Raw genomic sequence first — 21,244 nt, 5'->3', positions numbered from 1 at the left:
TCGAGATGATGCGCTACGTGGGCGACCGATTCCCGCTCATGCCGATTCCGAACTGGATGGACAACCCGATCGACCCGATCTCCATCCGCGACGTCTTGCACTATCTCGTCGCCGCGGCGTACCCCGATCGGGTGCCCGCGGGCGCCTACGACATCTCCGGGCCCACCACGACCTCCTACCGCGAGCTGCTCAAGACGTATGCGCGGATCTCCGGCAGGTGGCACGCCGCCGTGCCGGTCGGCCGGGTCGATCGGGTTGTCCATCCAGTTCGGAATCGGCATGAGCGGGAATCGGTCGCCCACGTAGCGCATCATCTCGAACGACGTCGAGCCGGCCCCGATGATCATCGCCGCGCCCAGCCACACCAGTTCCGGGCCGCCCTCGACCGTCAGGGCCTCGGCCACCTCGGCCCTGCTGGCCAGATGCTCGGACAGCGCCTCGTCCGCCGGCACGAAGCCGCCGAGGTAGACGATGCGCCGCACGCCGGCGTCCCCCGCCGCCACCGCGACGTTGGCGGCCGCGGCCCGGTCGGCGTCGCGGAAGCCGGGCTGGCCGATCGCGTGCACCAGGTAATACAGCACGTCGATCGGGCCGGCGGCGTCCATCGCTTGCCGTACAGATGTTGGATTGGACGCGTCGAGGGTGACGGGTAGCACGTCGTCGAACCACCCTAAACGCTTGAGCCGCTCCGGGTTTCGGGTGGCGGTCACGACCTGATGCCCGTCCTCCAGCAGCGCCGTGACCAGGCGTGAACCGACATAACCGGTGGCGCCGGTGACCAGAATCCGCATACTCCCGACCCTACCGACGATGCGGGCGCATGCGATCGCTTCGCTGATCCGGAAGTTAGAGCGGTATATATCGCGGAATTACCAATACCGGCATCGGCAACGTGGGCCGCGTAAGGCGTTCTTATTCAACTCGAGTACAAAAGGCTAGGACGCGACATATTGAACTCGTGTGCATCAAATCGGGAAATACACAACGCGGGCAACGATGATTCCGGTGGCCTCTCGCAGCCAAACAAGCGCGACGTCGCCTCCGTTATGCGGCATTGAAGAATCGTTGCGGGCCAGGCTTTTTGGGCCTAGTTGAATGCCGGTGCCATCGGCGCTGTCGGCGCGGGCCGCATCAGCCTGCCCGGAATCCGCATTCCCGACGCTGTGGCGTAGCGCACATTGAACCTGTCGGACGGCGGTAACGTGACCCCCTACATGGAGGAAATAATCGGGGGTAATTCGGTTCGGCCAAGATCGAGGACGCTCACAGCCGAGGCGGTTCCGTCCGTCGCAGGAGTTTCAGTAAAGTTCCCACCCAATCGATACACGCAGGATGAGACCATCGGCGCGTTGACCGAGTTCGCGGGTCCGGAATTTCGGAAGTTCGCCCGGAGCAGCGGCGTTGAGTTCCGAAACATCGCCCTACCACTGTCGCGATACGGCGAGCTGAGCGGCTTCACCGAGGCCAACGATGCCTACATCGAAATCGCGCTCGACCTGGCCGAGGAGGCGATGCTCACCGCGCTTGACCAGGCCAATGTCAAGCCATCGGAGGTCGACGCCATCTTTTCGACCACGGTGACCGGGTTAGCGGTCCCGTCGCTGGAGGCGCGGCTGGCCACACGACTCGGATTTCGGCAGGACGTCAAGCGGGTTCCGCTGTTCGGCCTGGGTTGCGTCGCCGGCGCGGCCGGCATGGCCCGGGTGCACGACTACCTGCGCGCATTCCCCACTGACGTGGCGGTGCTGCTGGCGGTCGAGCTCTGCTCGCTGACCGTGCAGCGCCAGGACCATTCGCTCCCAAACCTGGTGGCTTCCAGCCTGTTTGGCGATGGTGCCGGCGTCGTGATCGCCGTGGGCGCCGACCGCGCTGCCAGATCGGGGGCCGGGCCCAAGCTGCTGGCCACCCGCAGCCGGACCTACCCGGACACCGAGAACGTGTTGGGCTGGAACATCGGCAGCAGCGGGTTTCAGATCGTGCTGTCGGTGGAGATTGCGACCATCGTGGAGAAGTACCTGGGCGACGACATCCGCGACTTCCTCGCCGACCACGGGCTGAGCACAGCCGACGTGTCGACGTGGCTGTTGCACGCCGCCGGTCCGAAGGTGATCGACGCGGTCCAAGACGTGTTGGAGTTGCCCCCGGATGCGTTCGCGCACACCAGAAATTCGTTGCGCAACAACGGAAACCTTTCGTCGGTTTCGGTGCTTGATATACTGCACGCCACCATGGCCGACCCACCGTCGCCGGGCTCCATCGGGCTGATGATCGCGATGGGACCGGGCTTTTCCGCCGAACTCGTCCTGCTGAGCTGGTAGGGCGCGATACAGCTATGTACTACTTGCTGATTCTCGCGGTGGGCGTCGAACGACTCGCCGAGCTGGTGGTCGCCCAACGGAACGCCCGATGGTCTTTTGCCCAGGGCGGCAAGGAGTTTGGCCAGAACCACTATCCGGTGATGGTCGCGCTGCACACCGCGCTGCTGTTCGGTTGCCTCATCGAACCCTGGGCGCTGCACCGCCCGTTCATCCCCTGGCTGGGCTGGCCGATGGTGGCGGTGCTGGCGGCCAGCCAGGGGCTGCGCTGGTGGTGCATCCGGACGCTGGGCCGGCGGTGGAACACCCGGGTGATCGTGTTGCCCTACGCGCCGCTGGTGGTCCGGGGCCCCTACCGGTGGCTGCACCACCCGAACTATGTCGCCGTGGTGGCCGAGGGGTTCGCGCTGCCGCTGGTCCACACCGCGTGGCTGACGGCGATCATCTTCACGCTGGCCAACGCGCTGTTGCTCCGGGTGCGCCTGCGGGTGGAGAACTCCGCTTTGGGATACGTATGAGCGGCTACGACTCCGACCTGCTGATCGTCGGCGGCGGCCCGGGCGGCCTCGCGACGGCGTTACACGCTCGCCGCCAAGGGCTTTCGGTGATCGTGGCCGAGCCCCGCGACGGCCCGATCGACAAGGCCTGCGGCGAGGGGTTGATGCCCGGCGGTCTGGCCGAGCTGACGTCGCTCGGCGTGGATCCGGCCGGGATGCCGCTTCGCGGCATCGCCTACGTAAACGAACAACGCCGGGCGGAGGCGCGGTTCCGCAGCGGGCCGGGCAGGGGCGTGCGACGCACGACGCTGCATTCGGCGCTGGCGGCGCGGGCCAAAGAGGAAGACACCGAGTGGATTCGGGCCCGCGTGACCGACGTCCAGCAGGACACGCGCGGCGTGACCGCCGCGGGGGTGCGCGCGAAATGGTTGGTGGCGGCCGACGGGCTGCACTCGCCGGTGCGCCGCGCCGTCGGCATCGAGGCCCGGGCCGGAACGCCCCGGCGCCACGGCGTGCGGTGGCACTTCAAGGTGCCGGCGTGGTCGGAGTTCGTGGAGGTGCACTGGTCCCCCTGGGGTGAGGCCTACGTGACCCCGGTGGAGCCGGACCTGGTCGGCGTGGCGATCCTCTCCGGGGGGCGACCCGACCTGGCGTGGTTCCCTTGGCTGGCCCACCACCTGCAGGGTGCCGAGCGCGGGCATGCCCGCGGCTGTGGCCCGCTACGCCAGGTGGTGTCCCGCCGCGTCGCGGGCCGGGTGCTCCTGGTGGGTGACGCGGCCGGCTACGAGGACGCCCTGACCGGCGAGGGCATCAGCCTCGCGGTCAAGCAGGCGGCCGCGGCGGTCGAGGCCATCGCCAACGACGCCCCGTCGTCGTACGAGGCCGCATGGCACCGGGTCACCCGCAACTACCGGCTGCTCACCCGGGCGCTGGTGCTGGGCAGCGCGCCGCGGGTCGCCCGCCGCGCCATCGTCCCGGCGTGCACGCTGCTGCCGGGCGTGTTCGACCGCGCGGTGAACATCCTGGCCCGCTAGCGCGCCTTCCAGACGGGCTCCCGCTTCTCGGCGAACGCCAGGGGTCCTTCCTTGGCGTCCTCGGATCGGATCAGGGTCCGCATCTCGCGCATGGTGCGCTCCCAGCCGGGTTCGTCCCCGACGATGACGCCGTCGTCGACGCCGTAGGCGATGCGCTTGCTGGCCTGCACCGACAGCGGCGCGTTGGCGGTCACCCGCGCCGCCAAGGCCAGCGCGGCGTCCATCACGGAGCCCTCGCTGACCACCTGGTTGATCAGGCCCCATTCGAAGGCGTCGGACGCGGTGATCGGCTCGCCGGTCAACAGCAATTCCATGGCCACTTTGCGGGGCAGCTGGTCCATGATCCGGAAGACGCCGCCGGCGGCTGCGATCAGCCCCCGCTTCACCTCCGGCAGCCCGAACGTGGCGCGCTCGTCGGCGACCACCAGGTCGCTGGCCAGCGCGAGTTCCGTGCCGCCGCCCAGTGCTGTGCCGTTGACCGCGGCGATCGTCGGCTTGTCGATGAAGTGGTGCACGTAACCCGCGAAGCCCCACTCGCCGTGCTCGGGGTGATACAGGTTCTCCCGGCGCGAGATCGCCTTGAGGTCCGCGCCGGCGCAGAACGACTTGTCCCCGGCGCCGGTGATCACCACCGCCCGCACGTCGGGGTCGTGTTGCGCTTGCTCCAGCGCATCCCCGACGGCGATGCTGACGGCCCCGTTGACCGCGTTGCGAGCCTCCGGCCGGTTGATGGTTATGACCATCACGTTGCCGCGGTGCTCGACGAGGGCTCCCGGCTGGCCGTTGCCAGCTTCGGTCACAGCAGTTCCACGATCGTGGCGTTGGCCTGACCGCCGCCCTCACACATCGTCTGCAGTCCGTAGCGAATTCCCTTGTCGCGCATGTGGTACAGCAGCGTGGTCATCAGCCGCGCCCCCGAGCCGCCGAGCGGGTGGCCCAGCGCGATGGCACCGCCGTTGGGGTTGAGCTTCTTCTCGTCGGCCCCGATGTCCCTCAGCCACGCCAGCGGAACGGGCGCGAACGCCTCGTTGACCTCGTAGGCCCCGATGTCGCCGATGGACAGCCCCGATTTCTTCAGCGCCTTCTGCGTCGCCGGGATGGGCGCCGTCAGCATGATCACCGGGTCGGCGCCGGCCAGTACCGCGGTGTGCACCTTGGCGATCGGGGTGAGGCCCAGTTCCTTGGCCTTCTCGGCGGACATGAACAGGATCGCGGCCGAGCCGTCGGTGATCTGCGAGGAGTTGCCGGCATGGATCACGCCGTCCTCCTTGAACGCGGGCTTCAGCGACGCCATCTTTTCCATCGGGGTGCCGCGGCGGATGCCCTCGTCCTTCAGCACGATATTGCCGTCCTGGTCCTTGATGCCCACGATCTGGTCGTCGAACGCGCCGGAATCCTGTGCGGCGGCGGCCTTTTCGTGCGATCCCAGGGAGAACTCGTCGAGCGCGAGCCGGTCGAAGCCCCACTGCTCGGCGATCATCTCCGCGCCGATGCCCTGATTCGGCGTGCGGTGGTACCGGTCCTTGAAGGCCTGCGAGTACGGGTTGCCGCCGTTGGCCAGCGACGATCCCATCGGGGTGCGTGACATCGACTCGACACCGCCAGCGACGACGACGTCGTAGTGCCCGGCCACCACGCCCGCCGCGGCGAAATGGATGGACTGCTGGCTCGACCCGCATTGGCGGTCGACGGTCACGCCCGGCACGGTCTCGGGCCAACCGGCCGTCAGCACCGCGGTGCGGGCAATGTCGATGGCCTGTTCGCCGGCCTGGCTGACGCAACCCCAGATGACGTCGTCGACGATCCCGGGGTCGATGCCGGCCTTGTCGACCAGCCCGTTGAGGACCTGCGCGGACAGGTCGGCCGAGTGCACGCCGGACAGCCCGCCGTTGCGCTTACCGAGCGGGGATCGGACGGCCTCGACGATGACGGCTTCAGGCATGGTGGTGTCTCCTTTGACTTGGGGTCTGCGTCGATTGTCAACCAAGGGGTTGGACGGGCGAAGGCCGGGGTGTCCAGACATGGGCGCGACGCCCGGCGAGCGTGCGCACAATGACGCGCCGCACGGCGTGTCATTGTGCAGCCACGCACGCTCGCGGTAGTGAGGCGGTCAGCCGGCGGGGTATGCCACCGACTTGATCTCGGTGTACTGGTCGAAGCCGGCGACGCCGTTCTGGCGGCCCACCCCGCTGTACTTGTAACCGCCGAACGGCGTGTCGGCGCCGTACGGGGCACCGCCGTTGACGCCCATGAAGCCCGCCCGGATCCGGCGGGCCACCGCCAGCGAACGCTCCAGCGACCCGGACATCACGTTGCCCGCCAGCCCGTACTTGCTGTCGTTGGCGATCCGGATCGCGTCCTCCTCGTCGTCATACGGGATGACCGCGAGCACGGGACCGAAGATTTCCTCCTGCGCGATGGTCATGGAGTTGTCGACGTCGGTGAAAAGCGTTGGCCTGACATAGAATCCCTTGTCGAAGCCGGTGGGCGCGTCCGGGCCGCCGACCAGCGCGGTGGCGCCCTCCTCGACGCCCTTGCGGATGTAGCCCATCACGCGGTTGCGCTGCACCTCCGAAATCACCGGCCCGCAGAGGGTTCCGGGATCCTGCGGGTCGCCGCACGTGACGTTCTCGTAGATGCTCTTGAGGATCGCGACGCCCTCGTCGTAGCGGGACCGCGGCAACAGCATCCGGGTGGGGTTGGCGCAGCCCTGCCCGGCGTGCATGCAGGGCGCGATGCCGATCGCGCAGGCCGCGCCGAAGTCGGCGTCCTCCAAGACGATCGTCGCTGACTTGCCGCCCAGCTCCAGGAACAGCCGCTTCATCGTCGCGGCACCCTTTTCCATGATCCGCTGGCCGACCACGGTGGAACCGGTGAAGGAGATCAGGTCCACCTTCGGCGATAGCGTAAGTTCCTCGCCGACAAAGTGATCCGACGCCGTCACAACGTTGACGACGCCCGCGGGAATGTCGGTCTTCTCGGCGATCAGCCGGCCGAGCCGGGTCGCGTTGAACGGCGTGTTGGGCGCCGGCTTGAGGACCACGGTGTTGCCGGTGCCCAGCGCCTGGCCGAGCTTGTTGAGGGTGACCTCGAACGGGAAGTTCCACGGCACGATCGCGCCGACCACGCCCACAGGTTCGCGCCAGACCTTGCGGGTGGTCAGCGTGCCAGTCAGGCTGATCACCTTGTCGCCGAGGTCGGTTTCCCAGGCGTACTCGTCGATCAACCTGGCCGGGTACTTCAGTCCGTCTTCGAGTGGGGCGTCCAGCTGGGGGCCGAAGGTGATAGCCCGCGGCGAGCCGACCTCGAGGATCAGCTCCTCGCGCAACTCTTCCTTCTCCGATTCGATCGCCTCGTGCAGCTGCAACAGGCAGCGCTTGCGCAGCTCCCGGTTGGTCGACCAGTCCGTCTCGTCGAAGGCGCGCCGCGCGGCGTCGATGGCGCGGTGCATGTCTTCCTTCGACGCGTCCGCGACCTCACCGAGCGGCTCCTCGGTCGCGGGGTTGATGTTGGTGAAGGTGCCGGCCCCGCCCTCGACGAGCTTGCCGTCGATCATCATCTTCGGCTCGAAACGGACCTTTACAGCCTCAGTCATGTTTGTCACTCTCTTCTGAGTCGTTGAGGGGCTACAGAGAGCCTTACTGGAAAGTAGCCGATTGGCAATATCCAACCTTCGCGAGGGCTGGCTAGCAGGGGTCGAAGAGCACCGGTAACGACGTCGGCGACCGGAAAACCTGCCCGCGGATGTGGGGGTCGTCCCCGTCGGGGTCCAGCCGCAGGTTCGGCAGCCGGTCGAGCAGTAGGTTGACGGCGGTGCGCATCTCCAGCCGGGCCAGGTGCATGCCGAGGCACACGTGCACGCCGTGGCCCCAGCCGAGGTGTCCCCGCGCTTGGCGGAAGATGTCGAACGTGTCGGGATCGGGATAGCGGTCCTCCTGCCGGTTGGCGGCCCCCAGCATCGGCATCACTGTCGAACCTGCCGGGATCGGCACCCCGCCGAGTTCGGTGTCGCGAGTGGCCACCCGCGTGATGGTCAGCAGGGGCGGCTCCCACCGCACACTCTCCTCGACGGCCTGCGGCAGCAGGGACCGGTCCGCGCGGACGGCATCCAGCTGCGCCGGATCGGACAGCAGCGCGAAGAGCAGGCTGCCCAGGGCCCGGTACGTCGTCTCCACCCCGGCGGGCAGCAGCAGCCGCAGGAACGAGTAAATCTCCTCGTCCTCGAGCTTCTCGCCGTCGATCTCGGCCTGGGCCAGCGCGCTGATCAGGTCCTCGCGCGGTTCGGCGCGGCGTGCCTCGAGGATCGGCGCGAAGTAGTCGCACAGCGCGGCCGAAGCAGCGAGGCCGCGCTCGGGATTGAGGATCCAGCTCAGCAGCGAGATGGACCACCGCTGGAACTGCGGGTAGTCCTGCTGCGGCAGGCCCAGCAGGGCCGCGATGATCTGGCTGGGATAGTCGAAGGTGAACTCCTTGACCAGGTCGGCCCTGCCGTTCGCGGCGAACTTGTCGATCAGGCTGTTAGCCACGCGTCCCACCAGCTCGTCCTCCCAGCGTGCCAAAGCCTTCTGCGAGAACGCCTTTGACACCAGCGAGCGCAGCCGTCCGTGCACCGGCTCGTCCATGCCGAGCATCACGCGTTCCCCCAGCACCGGCCCGAACGCCGCGATGACGGCCGCCGACGAGAACGTCTCGTTGTCGCGCAGCATCTGCTGGGCCTCTTCGTGGCGATACACGATGAAGACCGGCTTGGACTCCTCATGGGGCATCCCGGAGACGTCGAGGCGCTGAATGGGCTCCTCGCGGCGCAGCCGCGCCAGCTCCGTGTACGGATCGCGCACGTCCCCGGAGACCGCGTCGTCGAAGGCGCCGAAGTCCTCCAGATCGTCGAAAAGCTGTTCCACTACTGCTCCTTCGATTTGAAGCGCCGCAACACCGACATCACCCGCTGGCTCACGGTCTGCGGCCATGCCCCGCCCCGCATCGAGCCCTGCCTCGGAATGCCGAGCACGATCCGCGACATGTGGTGCATGCCGGAGGCGGGCAGGATCCGGTTGGCGGCCAACAGCATCGACGCGTCCGGCCCGACGCCGCGGCGGCGGAACGGTCGCCGGTCCTCGAGCGCCTTGAGCAGGCCGTCGGTGAACCGATCGGCCGGGCGGGCCAATTTCATCGCGAAGCGCCCGCGGGTGTCCATGGTGGCGTGCAACCGGGCGTAGGGCCCGCCGAAGTCGCGGTTGTCGGTGGTGCCGGCGTCGGTGATGATCTCGGTGTCGTACATGCCGGCCACCAAAACGGTGACACCGAGACCGAAGGGCGCGACCTCGCACGCCATGGCCTCGCCCCACCGCTCCAGCGCTCCCTTGGCCGCCGAGTAGGGCGCGGTGGCCGGCTGTCCGCGCACGCCGGCCGCGCTGGAGACCAGGACGATGCGGCCCTCCCCCGCCGCCCGCATCGACGGCAGCAACGCCTGGGTGAGCGCGACGGGGCCCATGACGCTGGTGGCGAACATCCTCTGCCATAACGCCATATCGGTTTCCTCTACCACTCCCGCGGCGGAGATCCCCGCGTTGTGCACCAGCGCGTAGGGGGCGCCGACGGCTTCCTCGATCGCCTTGGCGGCCGCCGAGATCGACGCGGCGTCCAACAGGTCGAGCTGCACGCCGATCAGCCGGTCGTCGTCGCAGGCGCCGGTGGCCTCGCGCAGCGACGCCATCGCGCGGTCGGGCGTCCGCATCGCGGCGACCACGCGCCACCCCTCGCGGTACAGGCGCACGGCCGAGGCGAATCCCAGCCCGCGCGACGCGCCGGTGATCACGACCGTGCGCGGCTCAGCCATTCTTGCCCGGGGTCGCGCACGCGCCCTGGCCGGGCGGCGGCGGCTGGACGACGGGCCGGCCGTGGGGCTCCCCGCTGGCCCAGGTCGACCAGATGCCGACTGAGTACGGGCCCTGGGCGCCCGCCTTCTCGTAAAACCCTTGCGGATCATACACTTTGGCTTCGGGGTAGGGCCACGGGCAGGCCACCGAGGTCGCGGCATGGCTGACCTTGATGACCCAGAACCAGGCGCCGTAGGCGAAGTAGGACACGTTGATGATGGCGAACATCACCAGGAACGTGCCGAGCACCGGGCGCCCGGGGAAGATCCTTGCCTTCGCGGCCAGCTTCTCGGCCACCGACTTCCCGGTGTCGTCGCGATAGCACAGGATCGCCGCGGGCACCATCACGAACGTCACCGAGAACGACTCCCAGATCAGTGGGAACTGGAAGGTCGTCCCGGTGAACACCGAGCCCCACGGGATCACCTGCGAGTAGATGTACATGCCCATGTGGACGAGCTGGATTTCCAGCCACGCGTCGAAGACGAAGCCGATCGCGCAGGTCAGCACGCCCAGGCTGACCAGTGGGTGCCGCGACACGAAAGCCGTCGGCCCGTATTTTGCCTGTAGTTTGCGCAGGATCCAGACGGCCGGGAAGTAGGGGCCGAAATAGAAAGTGACGTAACCGAATACGACGAACGGCTCGACGGTCGGCGACAGCGAAACCAGCGGCCACGACTCCGGCCAGTGGATGAGGTCGGGGTTGTACACCGCGAACGGGGCCCAGTTCATGATCGGGTCCTGCCACACGATCAGCGTGGTGCACAGGAACATCAGCATGACCGGGCTGCCCGGGTTGCGGCGCCAGCCCCTGATGAACACGACCAACAGCACCAGCAGCATAATCACGGTCGAAACCTGCAGGAACGTGATGTAGTCCAGGCCGAAAACGAACCTGACCGGGCGCGGTCGGCCCTGCACGTTCGGGTTGGCGACGCGCGGGTCGAGGGCCACGCGGGCGTTCGCGATGAAAAAGAGCGCGAACGCCGCCAGCGCGGCGCCGGCGACCCAGCCGCCCCAGCCGCGTTTGTCCGGTCGGTCCGCCGACTTCTCCTCCGCGACAAGCGGTGTGGACCGTGTGGACATCAGCCGTCCTCCCCGAAGCGGTCGACCAGGCGCGAGTTGACGCCGTCGGCGTCCAGCGTCCGCGCCACCAGGTAGCCCGCGCCCATCCACGCCCGCCGCGTCCACTTGCCGAACGACACGCGGGTGCCGGGCGCACCCGAGGCGGCGGGCATCATCTTCACCCGCTCCAGCGCATCCTTGACCCCGCGGGGGCTGAGCGGGTGGGCGTCGGAAAATGCGCGCACCAAGGTGGCGGCGACGTCATGGTTGACCACGGGCACGCAGTACTCGGGACGGCTGCCGTCGTACTTGGCGGCGTAGCGATCGAGGAAGTCCTGCCCGACGCGATTCGTCTCATCGTACTGGTCGACCCCGATCCAGCCCATGAACGCGTTCCACATGATCGGGTTCACCCACGCGTTCTGGAAGGCCGTGGTGGTGAAGCGCGGCGGGTCCCAATCGACGGCCTCGAGCGCGGGGTTGACGAACACGATCCCGAAGCCGAAGCCCAGGTGCACGATCGCTTCGGCCTTCGCGTCGTGCAGGGTGCGCACGGCCTCGTTGATGTCCTGAGCGGTCTGCGCGATCGCCGCCTCGGCGACGATGCGAATGCCCTTGCGCCGGCAGGCGCTTCGCAGATTCCTCAGGTAACTCTCGCCGATCAGGTTCTGCTCGACCAGGACCCCGATCTCGGCGAGCCCGCGCTTGGCGACGAGGTCGGCGATGAAGATCGGCTCGTCGGTCAGCGATCCCTGCGGGAAGGAGAAGGTCCATTCGCCCAACCAGTCGTCGGTGCCGGTGACGCTGATCGCGGGCACCTTGAACCGCTCCTCGATCGCCTCGCGGGTGGGCACGCAGTTGTCGGTGATGTGCGGACCGAACACCACCAGGCAGCCCTCGTCGACTAGCTCACCGAAGGCGTCGATCACCGACTTGACCGATCCCTTGGGCAACCCCTCCACCTCGCGGTAGATCATCTGCACCGGGCGGTCGATCAGGCCCTGCTCGCGGGCCTCTTCGAAGATGAGGTCGAAGCACCGCGTGAAACTCGCCAACAACTCCTCGGGGAATCCCGGTGGCAGCGTGAAGTCCATCAGGTAGCCGACCTTGATCGGTTCTGCGCTGCTTTCGTAGGACATCTGACCTCCAGGACGTCAAAATTGCGCGCGCGACCGCAAACCTAATATTTGTTCTGAACCCTAGTCATGGCCGTGGGCAGCGTCAATCACGGCGCCCGTTAGGCCCACCCAGATAGATGTCGATCATCTCGCCGAGGCCCTGCCCCACCGCGGCGTCGTCGGTCAGCGGCCCGGCGATCGCGGCCCGCGCCGCCTCGCGCATCGCCAGACCCTCCGCCACCAGCCGGCCCGCCGCGATCAGCACGCGCGTCGACGCGACCTCGCGCAGCCCACCGGTCTCCAGCCGGCGGATGGCCTGGCCCAAACGCACCAACTCGGCCGCGGTCGCGCCGTCCACGCCGGCCTCGTGCGCGACGATCGACTCTTCGACATCGGCTGCGGGAAAGCCGAATTCGATGGCGACCATCCGCTGACGTGTCGAGTCCTTGAGGTCCTTGAGCACGCTTTGGTAGCCGGGGTTGTAGGACACCACCAGGCCGAACCCGGGTGCTGCGTCCAGCGTCACGCCGAGACGCTCGATGGGCAGCTGGTGGCGGTGATCGGCGAGCGGGTGCAGCACCACGGTGGTGTCCTGCCGCGCCTCCACCACCTCGTCGAGATAGCAGATCGCCCCCTCGCGCACCGCGCGGGTCAGCGGCCCGTCCACCCAGACCGTCTCGTCGCCCTGCAACAGGTACCGGCCGACGAGGTCCGCGGTGGTGAGGTCGTCATGACAGGCGACGGTGATCAGCGGCCGGCCGAGGTCGTAGGCCATGGCCTCGACGAATCGCGTCTTGCCGCAACCCGTCGGACCCTTGAGGAGAAGCGACAGCCCCTGGCGGTACGCCGCCTTGAAGACGGCCTCCTCGCCGCCGATCGCCTGGTAGTAGGGCCGTGCCATCTCAGCCTCGGGGATCGCGCCGTTCCGGTAACCAAGACCGGGCTCGTCGGGCATAGCTTCCCTTCCCAGGTTGGTTGGAGCCTATCCGGAACAGATGTTTGTTTCAACGAACGGGCGCGCGGTCGCGGCAGCTCGTCGTCGGGCCTCGAACGAGCGCAGCGCGGACCGGAACAGCGGCCCGATGACGCCGGAGAGTTGCTCCGGGCGCGCGATCGTCGCGTGCGCGGTGCTGCCGAAGACCCTGCGCAGCGATTGCGTGTCGGTGCCGGCGCCGATCGTCAGGCACACGCAGCCGGTGCCGCGGCGGCGGGCTTCGGTCAAGGCGCGGCGCGCGTCTGCGGCGCCGCAGGCGCGCTCGTACCCGTGGTCGTACGCGAGCCCGTCGGAAAGCACCACCAGCAGCCGCCGTGAAGTACCGCCGCGCGCCTCGAGAACCGCCGAGCCGTGGCGGATGGCCGCGCCGAGGCGGGAGAACGCGCCGGGTTCCAGGCTGTTGAGCCGCCTCATGACCAGGGAGTCGAGGTGGTCGTCGAATCGTTTGACGGGCACCATGCTCACCGCGCGCCGACCCTGCGAGTAGTAGGCGTAGAGCGCAACGCGGTCGCCCAGGTCGTGCAGCGCGACGGCGAGGTTGGCGACCGCCACGCGCTGTTGCTCGTGCACCGTCCGCCCGACCGTGCCGGGCTCGGCCGCCGAGCCGGACACGTCGAGCAGGAGAAGCACCGACAGGTCGCGCCGGCGGCGCAGGCTGTCCAGGTAGACCGCCTCGTCGGGCACCGACCCGGCCAGCGCCTCCACCCGGGCCTCCACCACGGCGTCGATGTCGATGTCATCGCCCTGCGACTGGCGGTGGCGGCGGTGCAAACCCATCCCGAGCCGGGACAGCGGGCGGCGGACGCCGATGGCGCCGGCTATGGCCTGCGTCGCCTGTGTCTTGATGGTCGGCTCGACCTCGCGCACGGTGCACCACGCGGGCCGGTAGCTCTTGCGCGCGAAGTCCCATTCGGGATACCTCACGCCGTCGGTAGCTTTGGCTTCGTCGCCGTCGACCTGCTCGCCCGACACCGACGCCAGCGACGCGACGGCGTGCAGGCCGCGGTTGGCCGAATTGGTCCGGTGCGTCGGGGTATCGGCGCCGGGCGGTCCACCACCGCTGCCGGTGTTGCGCGCGGACGACAGCATCTTCTTCAGCCACTTGCCGATGAAGCCGCCCCCGCCGACCGGGCTGGTGAAGATGTCGGGGTCGTCGGAATCGTCGGTCTGCGCGTCGTCCAGTTCGGCGAGTTGCCGCACCTGGCCCCGTGGCACGTGGCGCGGGTCCGCCTCCTCTTGCTTGGCCGCCCGGGCGGCGGCCGCCAACACCTTGGCCGGGCGGATCACGCCGAACTCCGGCGCCGGGTCGTCGATCGCCGCCCTGCCCTCGGCAATCCTGAGCGACGCGGCGGGCGAGTCGCTGCCGCCAGCGACCTCGGCGTCGCCCAACGCCAGGCCGCCCGGCAACAGCGCACCGTTGGCGACGAGCGCGCGGTGGCCCTCGACCGCCAGGTAGCGCCTGGCCAGCCGGGGACGGCGGACCAGGGAGCGCACTACGTCGGCGTCCAGGCTGCCCGCCGCGATCATCGAGGCCTGCACGGCGATCGCGTTGAGAGCCCGCCCGGCGTCGACGTGGATCGTCTGGCCGTCCGTCCACGGCGGTTCACCGGGTCGCAGTTCGGCGACCGCGACGGGCCGGCCCGCGAGCGCGGACGCGAACATGCCGAGCGCCTGCAATCGGTCGCCACACGCGTCGTTCGCCATCGATCCCTCATCAGTGGAACTTGCTGACCAAATATCTGTTCCAGCGTAGGGTCCGGTTCCAGCTTCGGTCAATCACGGCCGGGCATCGGTCGCACTTGCCAAGGAGCGCACCATGATTGACTTCACCGACCGGGTCGCCGTCGTCACCGGCGCCGGCCGCGAGCTCGGCCAGCTGTACACGCTGGGCCTGTGAGCGCCAACGCCTAGTTGACCTAATATCTGCTCCAACGTAGTGTCCGGAAAAATGGACTTCTCCTACCCCCCGGAAGCCGAACAGTTCCGCACCGAGCTGCGCGACTGGCTGTCGGCGAACCTGACCGACGAGCTGGTGGCCGCCCGCCGGCCCGCCGGTCGGGACGACGCGGGGATCGAGTTACTGCGGGCGTGGAGCGCGACGATGGCCGACGCGGGATGGGCCGCCGTGTCCTGGCCGCGCGAATACGGTGGCCGCGGAGCGACCGTCCTCGAGCAACTGGTCTACACCGAGGAAACCACCCGCGCACGGGCGCCCATGCCGCTCAACGTCATTGGGATGAACAACATCGCCCCGGCGATCATGCAGTACGGCACCGAGGAGCAGAAGAGGGCGCTGCTCCCCCGCATGATGCGCGCCGACGACATCTGGTGCCAGGGGATGTCGGAGCCCGAAGCCGGATCCGATCTCGCCGCGCTGCGCACCCGGGCCGTGCGCGACGGCGACGACTTCGTCGTCAACGGCCAGAAGATCTGGACCTCGCTGGGCCATCGCGCGGACTGGTGTCAGCTCTACGTGCGCACCGATCCCGACGCCCCGAAGCACAACGGGATCTCCTGCCTCATCGTCGACATGTCGCTGCCGGGCATCGAGGTCCGCCCCCTCGTAACGCTCAACGGCGACGCCGATTTCGCCGAGGTGTTCTTTCACGACGTCCGCGTGCCGGCCGACGCGTTGCTCGGGCCGCTGAACGCCGGCTGGCAGGTGGCCACCACCACGCTCAGCCACGAGCGTGCCGGCGCGGCGCGGCTCTACGCCGAGATGCAGGTGCGGCTGGAAGAGCTGGTGGACGACTTCGACACCCAAAGCGACGCGCTGGACGACCCGGTGACACTGCGGCGCCTCGGCGAAATCGCAGTCCGCATCAAGTATCTCGAGGTGCTCTGCCAGCGGTCGATCTCCGCCACGCTGCACGGCGGCGACCCGTTCGCGTCGGCGAGCCTGGCCAAGACGGTGTGGGGCGAGATCGGGCAGGACATGGCCGCCCTGGCTTTCGACGTGCTGGGCAGCCACGGAACCAGCGCCCCGTGGGCGAGCTACCGCCTCACGTCGCGCTCGCTGACCATCGCGGGCGGAACGACCCAGATCAACAAGAACATCACCGCGCAGCGCGTGCTGGGATTGCCCCGCAAATGAACCTCGAACTCACCGACGAGCAGGTCGCGCTGCGCGACACCACCCGGCGCTTTCTCGCTGAGAAGGCGCCCATCTCGGGGCATGTGCGCGCCCTGCTCGACGATCCCACCGGCGTCGACGAAGCGGTCTGGCGGGGCCTGGCCGACCTCGGCGTGACCGGGCTGCTGGTGCCCGAGGAACACGGCGGGGCCGGGATGACGATGGTCGAGGCGGGGGTGGTCGCCGAGGAGCTCGGCGCCGCCCTGCACCCGGGCCCCTGGTTGTCGACCGCGGTCGCCGGGGCGCGCGCGCTGACGCGACTCGCCGGCAACGGCGGTGGCGCAACGCTTTTGGCCGGGATCGCCGACGGCAGCACCATCGCTTCCGTCGGCTTCCTGGATGCGGAAAACGCCGCCGTCGAGGCGACCGTGCGCGGTGAGGACATCGCTGTGCGGGGCGAGATCGCCGGCGTGCCCGACGCCGCGGCGGCCGACACATTGATGGTGCTCGCCGACGACCCGGCCGGCATCGGTCTTTACGCGCTGAAAACCGGCGCGTCCGGGGTTTCCGTGACGCCCGAGCGCGGTATCGACCAGACCCGCAAGCGTTTTCGCGTCGAGCTCGACGGGGCGTGCGCGCGCCGGCTGGCCACGGCCTCGCCGGACGACGTTGCGGCCGTGATCGACGACGTCCTCATCGCCACCGCCGCCGACGCGCTGGGCGCCGCGCGGGCGGTCATGCACCTGGCCATCGAATACGCAAAGGTCAGAAAGCAATTCGGACAGGTCATCGGCTCGTTTCAGGCGGTCCAACACCTGTGCGTCGACATGTACGAGACCGTCGAGCTGGCCCGCAGCGGCGTGATCCACGCGCTGTGGGCCGCCGATAATGCCGCTGACGACGAACGCCATCTTGCCGCGCTGCGGGCGAAGGCGTTCGCCGGGCGGCTGGCGACCGTGGGTGACACCGCCATCCAGGTGTTCGGCGGCATCGGCTACACGTGGGAGCACGACGCCCATCTCTACCTCAAGCGGCTGCTGGGCTGGAGCGAATTTCTGGGTGGGCCCGACGGCTACCTCACCGAAATCGGTGCGCACCTTGCCAAGAGGGGCACTTGATGGACGTCGAGTACCTCCTAACCGCGACCCGTTCGGCCCGCAAGTCGCTCGACCTCGAGGCGCCGGTCGACATCGCGGACATCCGGGAGTGCCTGCACATCGGGCTGCAGGCCGCCAACGGCTCGAATCAGCAGCCCTGGCGGTGGCTGGTGGTGACCGACCCCGGGCTGCGCGACCAGATCGCCGAGCTGTACCGCGAGTCGTATCTGCTTCGCGTCGGCGGGCAACCGCTGGCGGATCTGCTTCCCGCCGGCACGCCGGAGGGCCGGCTCATGTCGTCGACGGAGTGGCTCGTCGAGAACATGGCCAGGGCACCCGTGCTGGTGATCCCGTGCTACGAGCCCTACCTGCCCCGCATCGACGGCGACGAGTCATTCCATCAGGCCACGCTGTACGGCTCGATCTTCCCGGCCGTGTGGAACTTTCAGCTCGCCCTGCACACTCGCGGTTACGGCACCTGCATCACGACGCTGCACCTGCACCGCGAGGGGGAGATCGGCCGGTTGCTCGGTATTCCCCCGACCTACGCGCAGGGATGCCTGCTGCCGGTGGGCCGGCTGCGCGCCGGCCACACTTTCCGGCCGGCTCCTCGGCGGCCCGTCGACGAAGTGGTTGCGCGCGACGCCTGGGACGGCCCCGCGCTCTAGAATGGGCACCGTCGGCGCTCTTGTGCAGCGCATTCGATTCGGCACCGTCTGATAGCCTTCAACAAAGATTTGGTTCGGCCGGGAGGACGAATGCGCAAGGTCGCGAATCCGTCGACCGCCCGGGCAAACAACGCTGACGACTCCGGCACCCGTCGAACCGAAATCCTGCAGACCGCCGCGTCGTTGATCGCGTCCTCGGGATTGCGGACGTCGCTGCAGGAGATCGCGGACGCGGCCGGCATCCTCCCCGGCAGCCTGTATCACCATTTCGAGTCCAAAGAGGCGATCCTGGTCGAACTGACCCGGCGCTATCAGGAGGACCTGACCCGGATCGGGCAGGCCGCACAGGCCCGGCTGGACGAGCCCGACTCGCGACCGGCGTCGGAGCAGATCGTCGAGCTGGGATCGGCCATCGCCAACTGCGCCGTGCGACACGGGGCCGCGTTACAGATGTCGTTCTACGAGGGCCCCGGCGACGACCCCGAGCTGATGAAGCTGACGCAGCAGGCACCCACCGCGGTCCAGCAGGCGATGCTGCAAACGCTGCGCGCCGGCAGGTGGAGCGGCTACATCAAGCCCGACATCGACCTGCCCACGTTGGCCGACCGCATCTGCCAGACCATGCTGCAGGTCGGGCTCGCCGTCATGCGCCACAATTCGCCGCCCGACCAGGTCGCCGGGCTGCTGTGCCGAATCATCTTGGAAGGATTGGCGGCCCGGCCGCCCAGCGACGCGGCGTTGAATCGATCCAAGGCCTTCGCGGCGGCCAACGCCGTCATCGACACGTGGGCCGACGACGGCGACGCGGGTGCCGACGACAAGGCGGCCCACGTCCTCGCGGTGGCGCGAACGGAGTTCGGCCGCAAGGGTTATGAGGTCACCACCATCCGGGACATCGCGTCCGCGGCGGGGCTGGGCACCGGGACTGTCTATCGGGTGATCGGGTCCAAGGACGAACTTCTCGCATCCATCATGGAGTCCTTCGGCAGAAAGGTGGAGGCCGGTTGGGTGAGCGTTCTGCAGGCGGACGCCACCGCGGTCGAGAAGCTGGACGCGCTCAGCTGGGTCAACGTCAACGCGCTCGATCGGTTTCCCGACGAGTTCAGGATTCAGCTCGCGTGGATGCGCCAATCGCCGCCGAACACGCCCAACCCGGGCTGGCTATACGCGACCCGGCTTCGGCAAATGAAATCGCTGCTCTCCGAGGGCATCCGGTCGGGGCAAATCCGTATCGACGCGCCGTCCACGGCGATGCTGGCACGATGCGTCATCGGCCTGCAGTGGATACCGGAGAACATCCTGCGCGCCGTCGGCAAAGGCGCCGCGCTGGTGCATGCGCGCGACACGGTGCTGCGCGGAGTCGCGGTCCGCGGCAAGTAGGTATTGAAACCCGATAACTGTTACTCATACAGTTGGGCAGTTAGAACCGGGTTGGCAGTGAGCGAGAAGAGGATTTCCATGACTATAGTCGATCGGTTGCGCTACGACGGCAAGCGCGCACTCGTTGTTGGCGGCGCGACCGGCATGGGCGCCGCGGCGGCCAAGTCGGCGGCCGAACTCGGCGCCGAGGTCATCGTGCTGGATTACGCGCCGGTGAACTACGACGTCGCCCAGTCCGTGCAGGTCGACCTGCGTGACCCGGCGTCGATCGACGCGGCGCTCGCCCAGGTGGACGGTCCGATCCACGCACTGTTCTCGGCCGCCGGCATCGCCGACGGAACGGTAGACCTGATGAAGATCAACTTCATCGGCCACCGCTACGTCATTGACCGCCTGCTGGAAAAGAACCAGCTGCCGTCCGGCTCAGCAATCTGCTTCATCTCCTCGGTCGCCGGCATGGGCTGGGAAAACGACCTGGACCTGCTGCTGGAATTCCTCGAGACACCCGACTTCGATGCGGCCGTCGAGTGGGTGAAGGCGCACGAGTCCGAAGGCATCATTCACTACGGCACCAGCAAGAAGATCGTCAACGCCTACGTGGCAACGCAGGGCATTCGCCTTTTGAAGAAGGGCATCCGCATCAACGCGATCTGCCCGGGTCCTACCGACACCCCGCTGGCGCAGGCCAACGCCGACCTGTGGCTGACGTTCGCGCAGGACTACCGCGACGAGACCGGTTCGAAGGTGCACACCCCCGAGCAGATGGGCGACGTGATGGCCTTCCTGAACAGCGCCGCCGCGTTCGGCATCAACGGCATCACGCTGCTCGTGGACTACGGGCACACCATGGCGTCGCTGACCGGCGCCTACCCGCCCGGCAAGCCGATCATCGACCTGATCATGGGTCGGGTGAAGCTCTAGGTCTCGTCGACACCGATGAGCAGGCGTTCCGGGCTGCGGCCCAGGACGCGGCGCCACGGAATGCCGGCCGGGTCCTGCCCCAAGTGCAGGGCGGGTCGTGCGGCGAGCGCGGCGCGTACACACTCCTCCACGGCGACTTTGGCGAGCGAGGTACCCAAGCAGTAGTGCGCTCCGGCCCCGAAGTTCATCAGCCGGGGTGTGCCCGCACGGGTGAAGCGCTCGGGATCGAAGCGGTCCGGCGACGGCCACGCCGAGGCGTCCCGGCATGCCGAGGCGATGCACAGCAGAACCATCGTCCCCGCCGGAATGGTGGTGTCGTGCAGGTCGATCGGCGCGATCGCGGTGCGTGGAATGAGCGGGATGCTGGGCTCGAGGCGAATGGTCTCGGCCGCCACGCTCGCGAGCCGCACGTCATCGTCCGCTATCCCGGCAAGGCGGTCGCGGTACTGCAGCGTCACGAGCAGGCTGCAGGGTATCTGGCTGCCCATCGTGTCGTGGCCGGCGACAAGCAGATTCGCGATCATCGCCACGGTCTCGTCGCGGGTGAGTCCCTCGCCGTCGGCCTCTGCGGTCAGCAAGCCGGTGATGAGATCGGGACCGGGATCATCGGTTCGACGCTGTACCAGCGCCTCAACATAATGCTGCAATTCGACGATCGCGCTCGTCGCCGCCGCGATCTGATCGGGTGTCATCACGTAGAACACCGGGCTCAGGGCGTCCGCCCATCGCGAGAACGCACCGACATCGCCGTCCGGGACGCCGAGGAGGCGGCAGATCAACCGGGTTGACAGTCCGGCGAAGGAAGCGACCAGGTCTCCCCCGTCCCGCGTCGCCGAAGCGATGGCAGCAGCGGCCATCTCCGCTGCGGTCGACCTCAGCTCCTCGATCGAGCGTGGTGCGAAGGCGCGGGAAACCAGCGACCGAAGGCGGCGGTGATAGTCACCCTCGGTGGTGAACATCAGCCGGCTGTACCAGTCGCGCAACGGACCGTCGGTGATGCCCATGACGTCGAACAGGGCCAGCCCGATTCCGTTCAGCCGCTCGTCGCGGGCCAGTGTTTCGACGTCGTGGTGGCCCAACACCACGGTTGCGCCCGTGATCTCGTCGATTGCCAGCGGGCCGCTTCCTCTCGCCTCGGCGAGCACGTCGTGCATCCGCGTGGTGAAGCTACCGGTCAGGTCCACCGAGGGTTTCACCCGCATATCT

Annotated in this window: 19 protein-coding genes; 8 read left to right on the top strand and 11 right to left on the bottom strand. The window is 68.3% G+C overall.

Annotated elements, in window-relative coordinates:
- Positions 1-791 (bottom strand): NAD(P)H-binding protein (locus A5706_RS07025; protein ID WP_231985080.1); only part of this gene is annotated, 791 nt, incomplete at its 3' end.
- Positions 792-1,178: 387 nt separating this feature from the next.
- Between A5706_RS07025 and A5706_RS07020 the strand changes: the two genes are divergently transcribed.
- The 3 genes from A5706_RS07020 to A5706_RS07010 are packed head-to-tail and all read left to right on the top strand — an operon-like array spanning position 1,179 to position 3,846.
- Entirely contained in the window at positions 1,179-2,318 is a 1,140-nt protein-coding gene (locus A5706_RS07020) for a type III polyketide synthase (protein WP_369831812.1), read from the top strand.
- Between the two features lie 14 nt (positions 2,319-2,332).
- Positions 2,333-2,833 (top strand): isoprenylcysteine carboxyl methyltransferase family protein, encoded by a 501-nt coding sequence (locus A5706_RS07015; protein ID WP_068128535.1) that lies wholly within the window; start codon positions 2,333-2,335, stop codon positions 2,831-2,833.
- Complete coding sequence (locus A5706_RS07010) at positions 2,830-3,846, top strand: NAD(P)/FAD-dependent oxidoreductase (RefSeq protein WP_068128533.1); 1,017 nt, start codon at positions 2,830-2,832, stop codon at positions 3,844-3,846. Before A5706_RS07015 ends, A5706_RS07010 begins: the two co-directional genes overlap by 4 nt.
- On the opposite strand, the gene A5706_RS07005 is transcribed toward A5706_RS07010, so the two are convergent.
- From A5706_RS07005 to A5706_RS06965, 9 genes are all read right to left on the bottom strand, one after another.
- Positions 3,843-4,589: a crotonase/enoyl-CoA hydratase family protein gene (locus A5706_RS07005; RefSeq protein ID WP_068128553.1), complete on the bottom strand. Its 747-nt coding sequence runs from the start codon at positions 4,587-4,589 to the stop codon at positions 3,843-3,845. The two genes, A5706_RS07010 and A5706_RS07005, sit on opposite strands and share 4 nt — an antisense overlap.
- A gap of 53 nt (positions 4,590-4,642) precedes the next feature.
- Positions 4,643-5,788: a thiolase family protein gene (locus A5706_RS07000; protein WP_068128531.1), complete on the bottom strand. Its 1,146-nt coding sequence runs from the start codon at positions 5,786-5,788 to the stop codon at positions 4,643-4,645.
- A gap of 168 nt (positions 5,789-5,956) precedes the next feature.
- Complete coding sequence (locus tag A5706_RS06995) at positions 5,957-7,441, bottom strand: aldehyde dehydrogenase family protein (protein ID WP_068128529.1); 1,485 nt, start codon at positions 7,439-7,441, stop codon at positions 5,957-5,959.
- A 91-nt stretch (positions 7,442-7,532) separates the two neighbouring features.
- Complete coding sequence (locus A5706_RS06990) at positions 7,533-8,747, bottom strand: cytochrome P450 (RefSeq protein ID WP_068128527.1); 1,215 nt, start codon at positions 8,745-8,747, stop codon at positions 7,533-7,535.
- The gene (locus A5706_RS06985; RefSeq protein ID WP_068128524.1) at positions 8,747-9,682 is read right to left on the bottom strand and encodes an SDR family oxidoreductase; all 936 of its coding nucleotides are present in this window, start codon (positions 9,680-9,682) and stop codon (positions 8,747-8,749) included. Before A5706_RS06985 ends, A5706_RS06990 begins: the two co-directional genes overlap by 1 nt.
- The gene (locus A5706_RS06980) at positions 9,675-10,808 is read right to left on the bottom strand and encodes a spirocyclase AveC family protein (protein WP_068128522.1); all 1,134 of its coding nucleotides are present in this window, start codon (positions 10,806-10,808) and stop codon (positions 9,675-9,677) included. The genes A5706_RS06985 and A5706_RS06980 overlap by 8 nt, the downstream gene beginning before the upstream one ends.
- Positions 10,808-11,926, bottom strand: a complete 1,119-nt coding sequence (locus tag A5706_RS06975; RefSeq protein WP_068128520.1) for an ABC transporter substrate-binding protein — start codon at positions 11,924-11,926, stop codon at positions 10,808-10,810. The genes A5706_RS06980 and A5706_RS06975 overlap by 1 nt, the downstream gene beginning before the upstream one ends.
- Positions 11,927-12,008: 82 nt before the next feature.
- Positions 12,009-12,860, bottom strand: a complete 852-nt coding sequence (locus A5706_RS06970; RefSeq protein ID WP_068128518.1) for a CbbQ/NirQ/NorQ/GpvN family protein — start codon at positions 12,858-12,860, stop codon at positions 12,009-12,011.
- A 27-nt stretch (positions 12,861-12,887) separates the two neighbouring features.
- A complete protein-coding gene (locus A5706_RS06965) occupies positions 12,888-14,603 on the bottom strand; it encodes a nitric oxide reductase activation protein NorD (protein ID WP_068128516.1) in 1,716 nt (571 codons plus the stop codon).
- Between the two features lie 244 nt (positions 14,604-14,847).
- On the opposite strand from A5706_RS06965, the gene A5706_RS06960 reads away from it, so the two are divergent.
- The 5 genes from A5706_RS06960 (at position 14,848) to A5706_RS06940 (ending at position 20,038) form a co-directional block, all read left to right on the top strand.
- Positions 14,848-15,993 carry an acyl-CoA dehydrogenase family protein gene (locus A5706_RS06960; protein WP_068128514.1) on the top strand — a complete coding sequence of 382 codons (1,146 nt, stop codon included), beginning with the start codon at positions 14,848-14,850 and terminating at the stop codon, positions 15,991-15,993.
- Complete coding sequence (locus A5706_RS06955; protein ID WP_068128512.1) at positions 15,990-17,090, top strand: acyl-CoA dehydrogenase family protein; 1,101 nt, start codon at positions 15,990-15,992, stop codon at positions 17,088-17,090. Before A5706_RS06960 ends, A5706_RS06955 begins: the two co-directional genes overlap by 4 nt.
- Positions 17,090-17,737 carry a nitroreductase family protein gene (locus A5706_RS06950; protein ID WP_068128510.1) on the top strand — a complete coding sequence of 216 codons (648 nt, stop codon included), beginning with the start codon at positions 17,090-17,092 and terminating at the stop codon, positions 17,735-17,737. Before A5706_RS06955 ends, A5706_RS06950 begins: the two co-directional genes overlap by 1 nt.
- A 90-nt stretch (positions 17,738-17,827) precedes the next feature.
- Complete coding sequence (locus A5706_RS06945; RefSeq protein WP_068128508.1) at positions 17,828-19,117, top strand: TetR/AcrR family transcriptional regulator; 1,290 nt, start codon at positions 17,828-17,830, stop codon at positions 19,115-19,117.
- A 78-nt stretch (positions 19,118-19,195) separates the two neighbouring features.
- Entirely contained in the window at positions 19,196-20,038 is an 843-nt protein-coding gene (locus A5706_RS06940; protein WP_068128506.1) for an SDR family oxidoreductase, read from the top strand.
- Here A5706_RS06940 and A5706_RS06935 read toward each other — a convergent pair.
- Positions 20,035-21,234, bottom strand: a complete 1,200-nt coding sequence (locus tag A5706_RS06935; protein WP_197517769.1) for a cytochrome P450 — start codon at positions 21,232-21,234, stop codon at positions 20,035-20,037. The two genes, A5706_RS06940 and A5706_RS06935, sit on opposite strands and share 4 nt — an antisense overlap.
- Positions 21,235-21,244: the final 10 nt, after the last annotated feature.

The sequence above is a fragment of the Mycobacterium sp. E796 genome (assembly GCF_001672815.1).
Lineage (GTDB): Bacteria > Actinomycetota > Actinomycetes > Mycobacteriales > Mycobacteriaceae > Mycobacterium.
The sequence above is the reverse complement of the archived record's forward strand: the minus strand, read 5'-3'. Positions and strand labels throughout refer to the sequence as shown.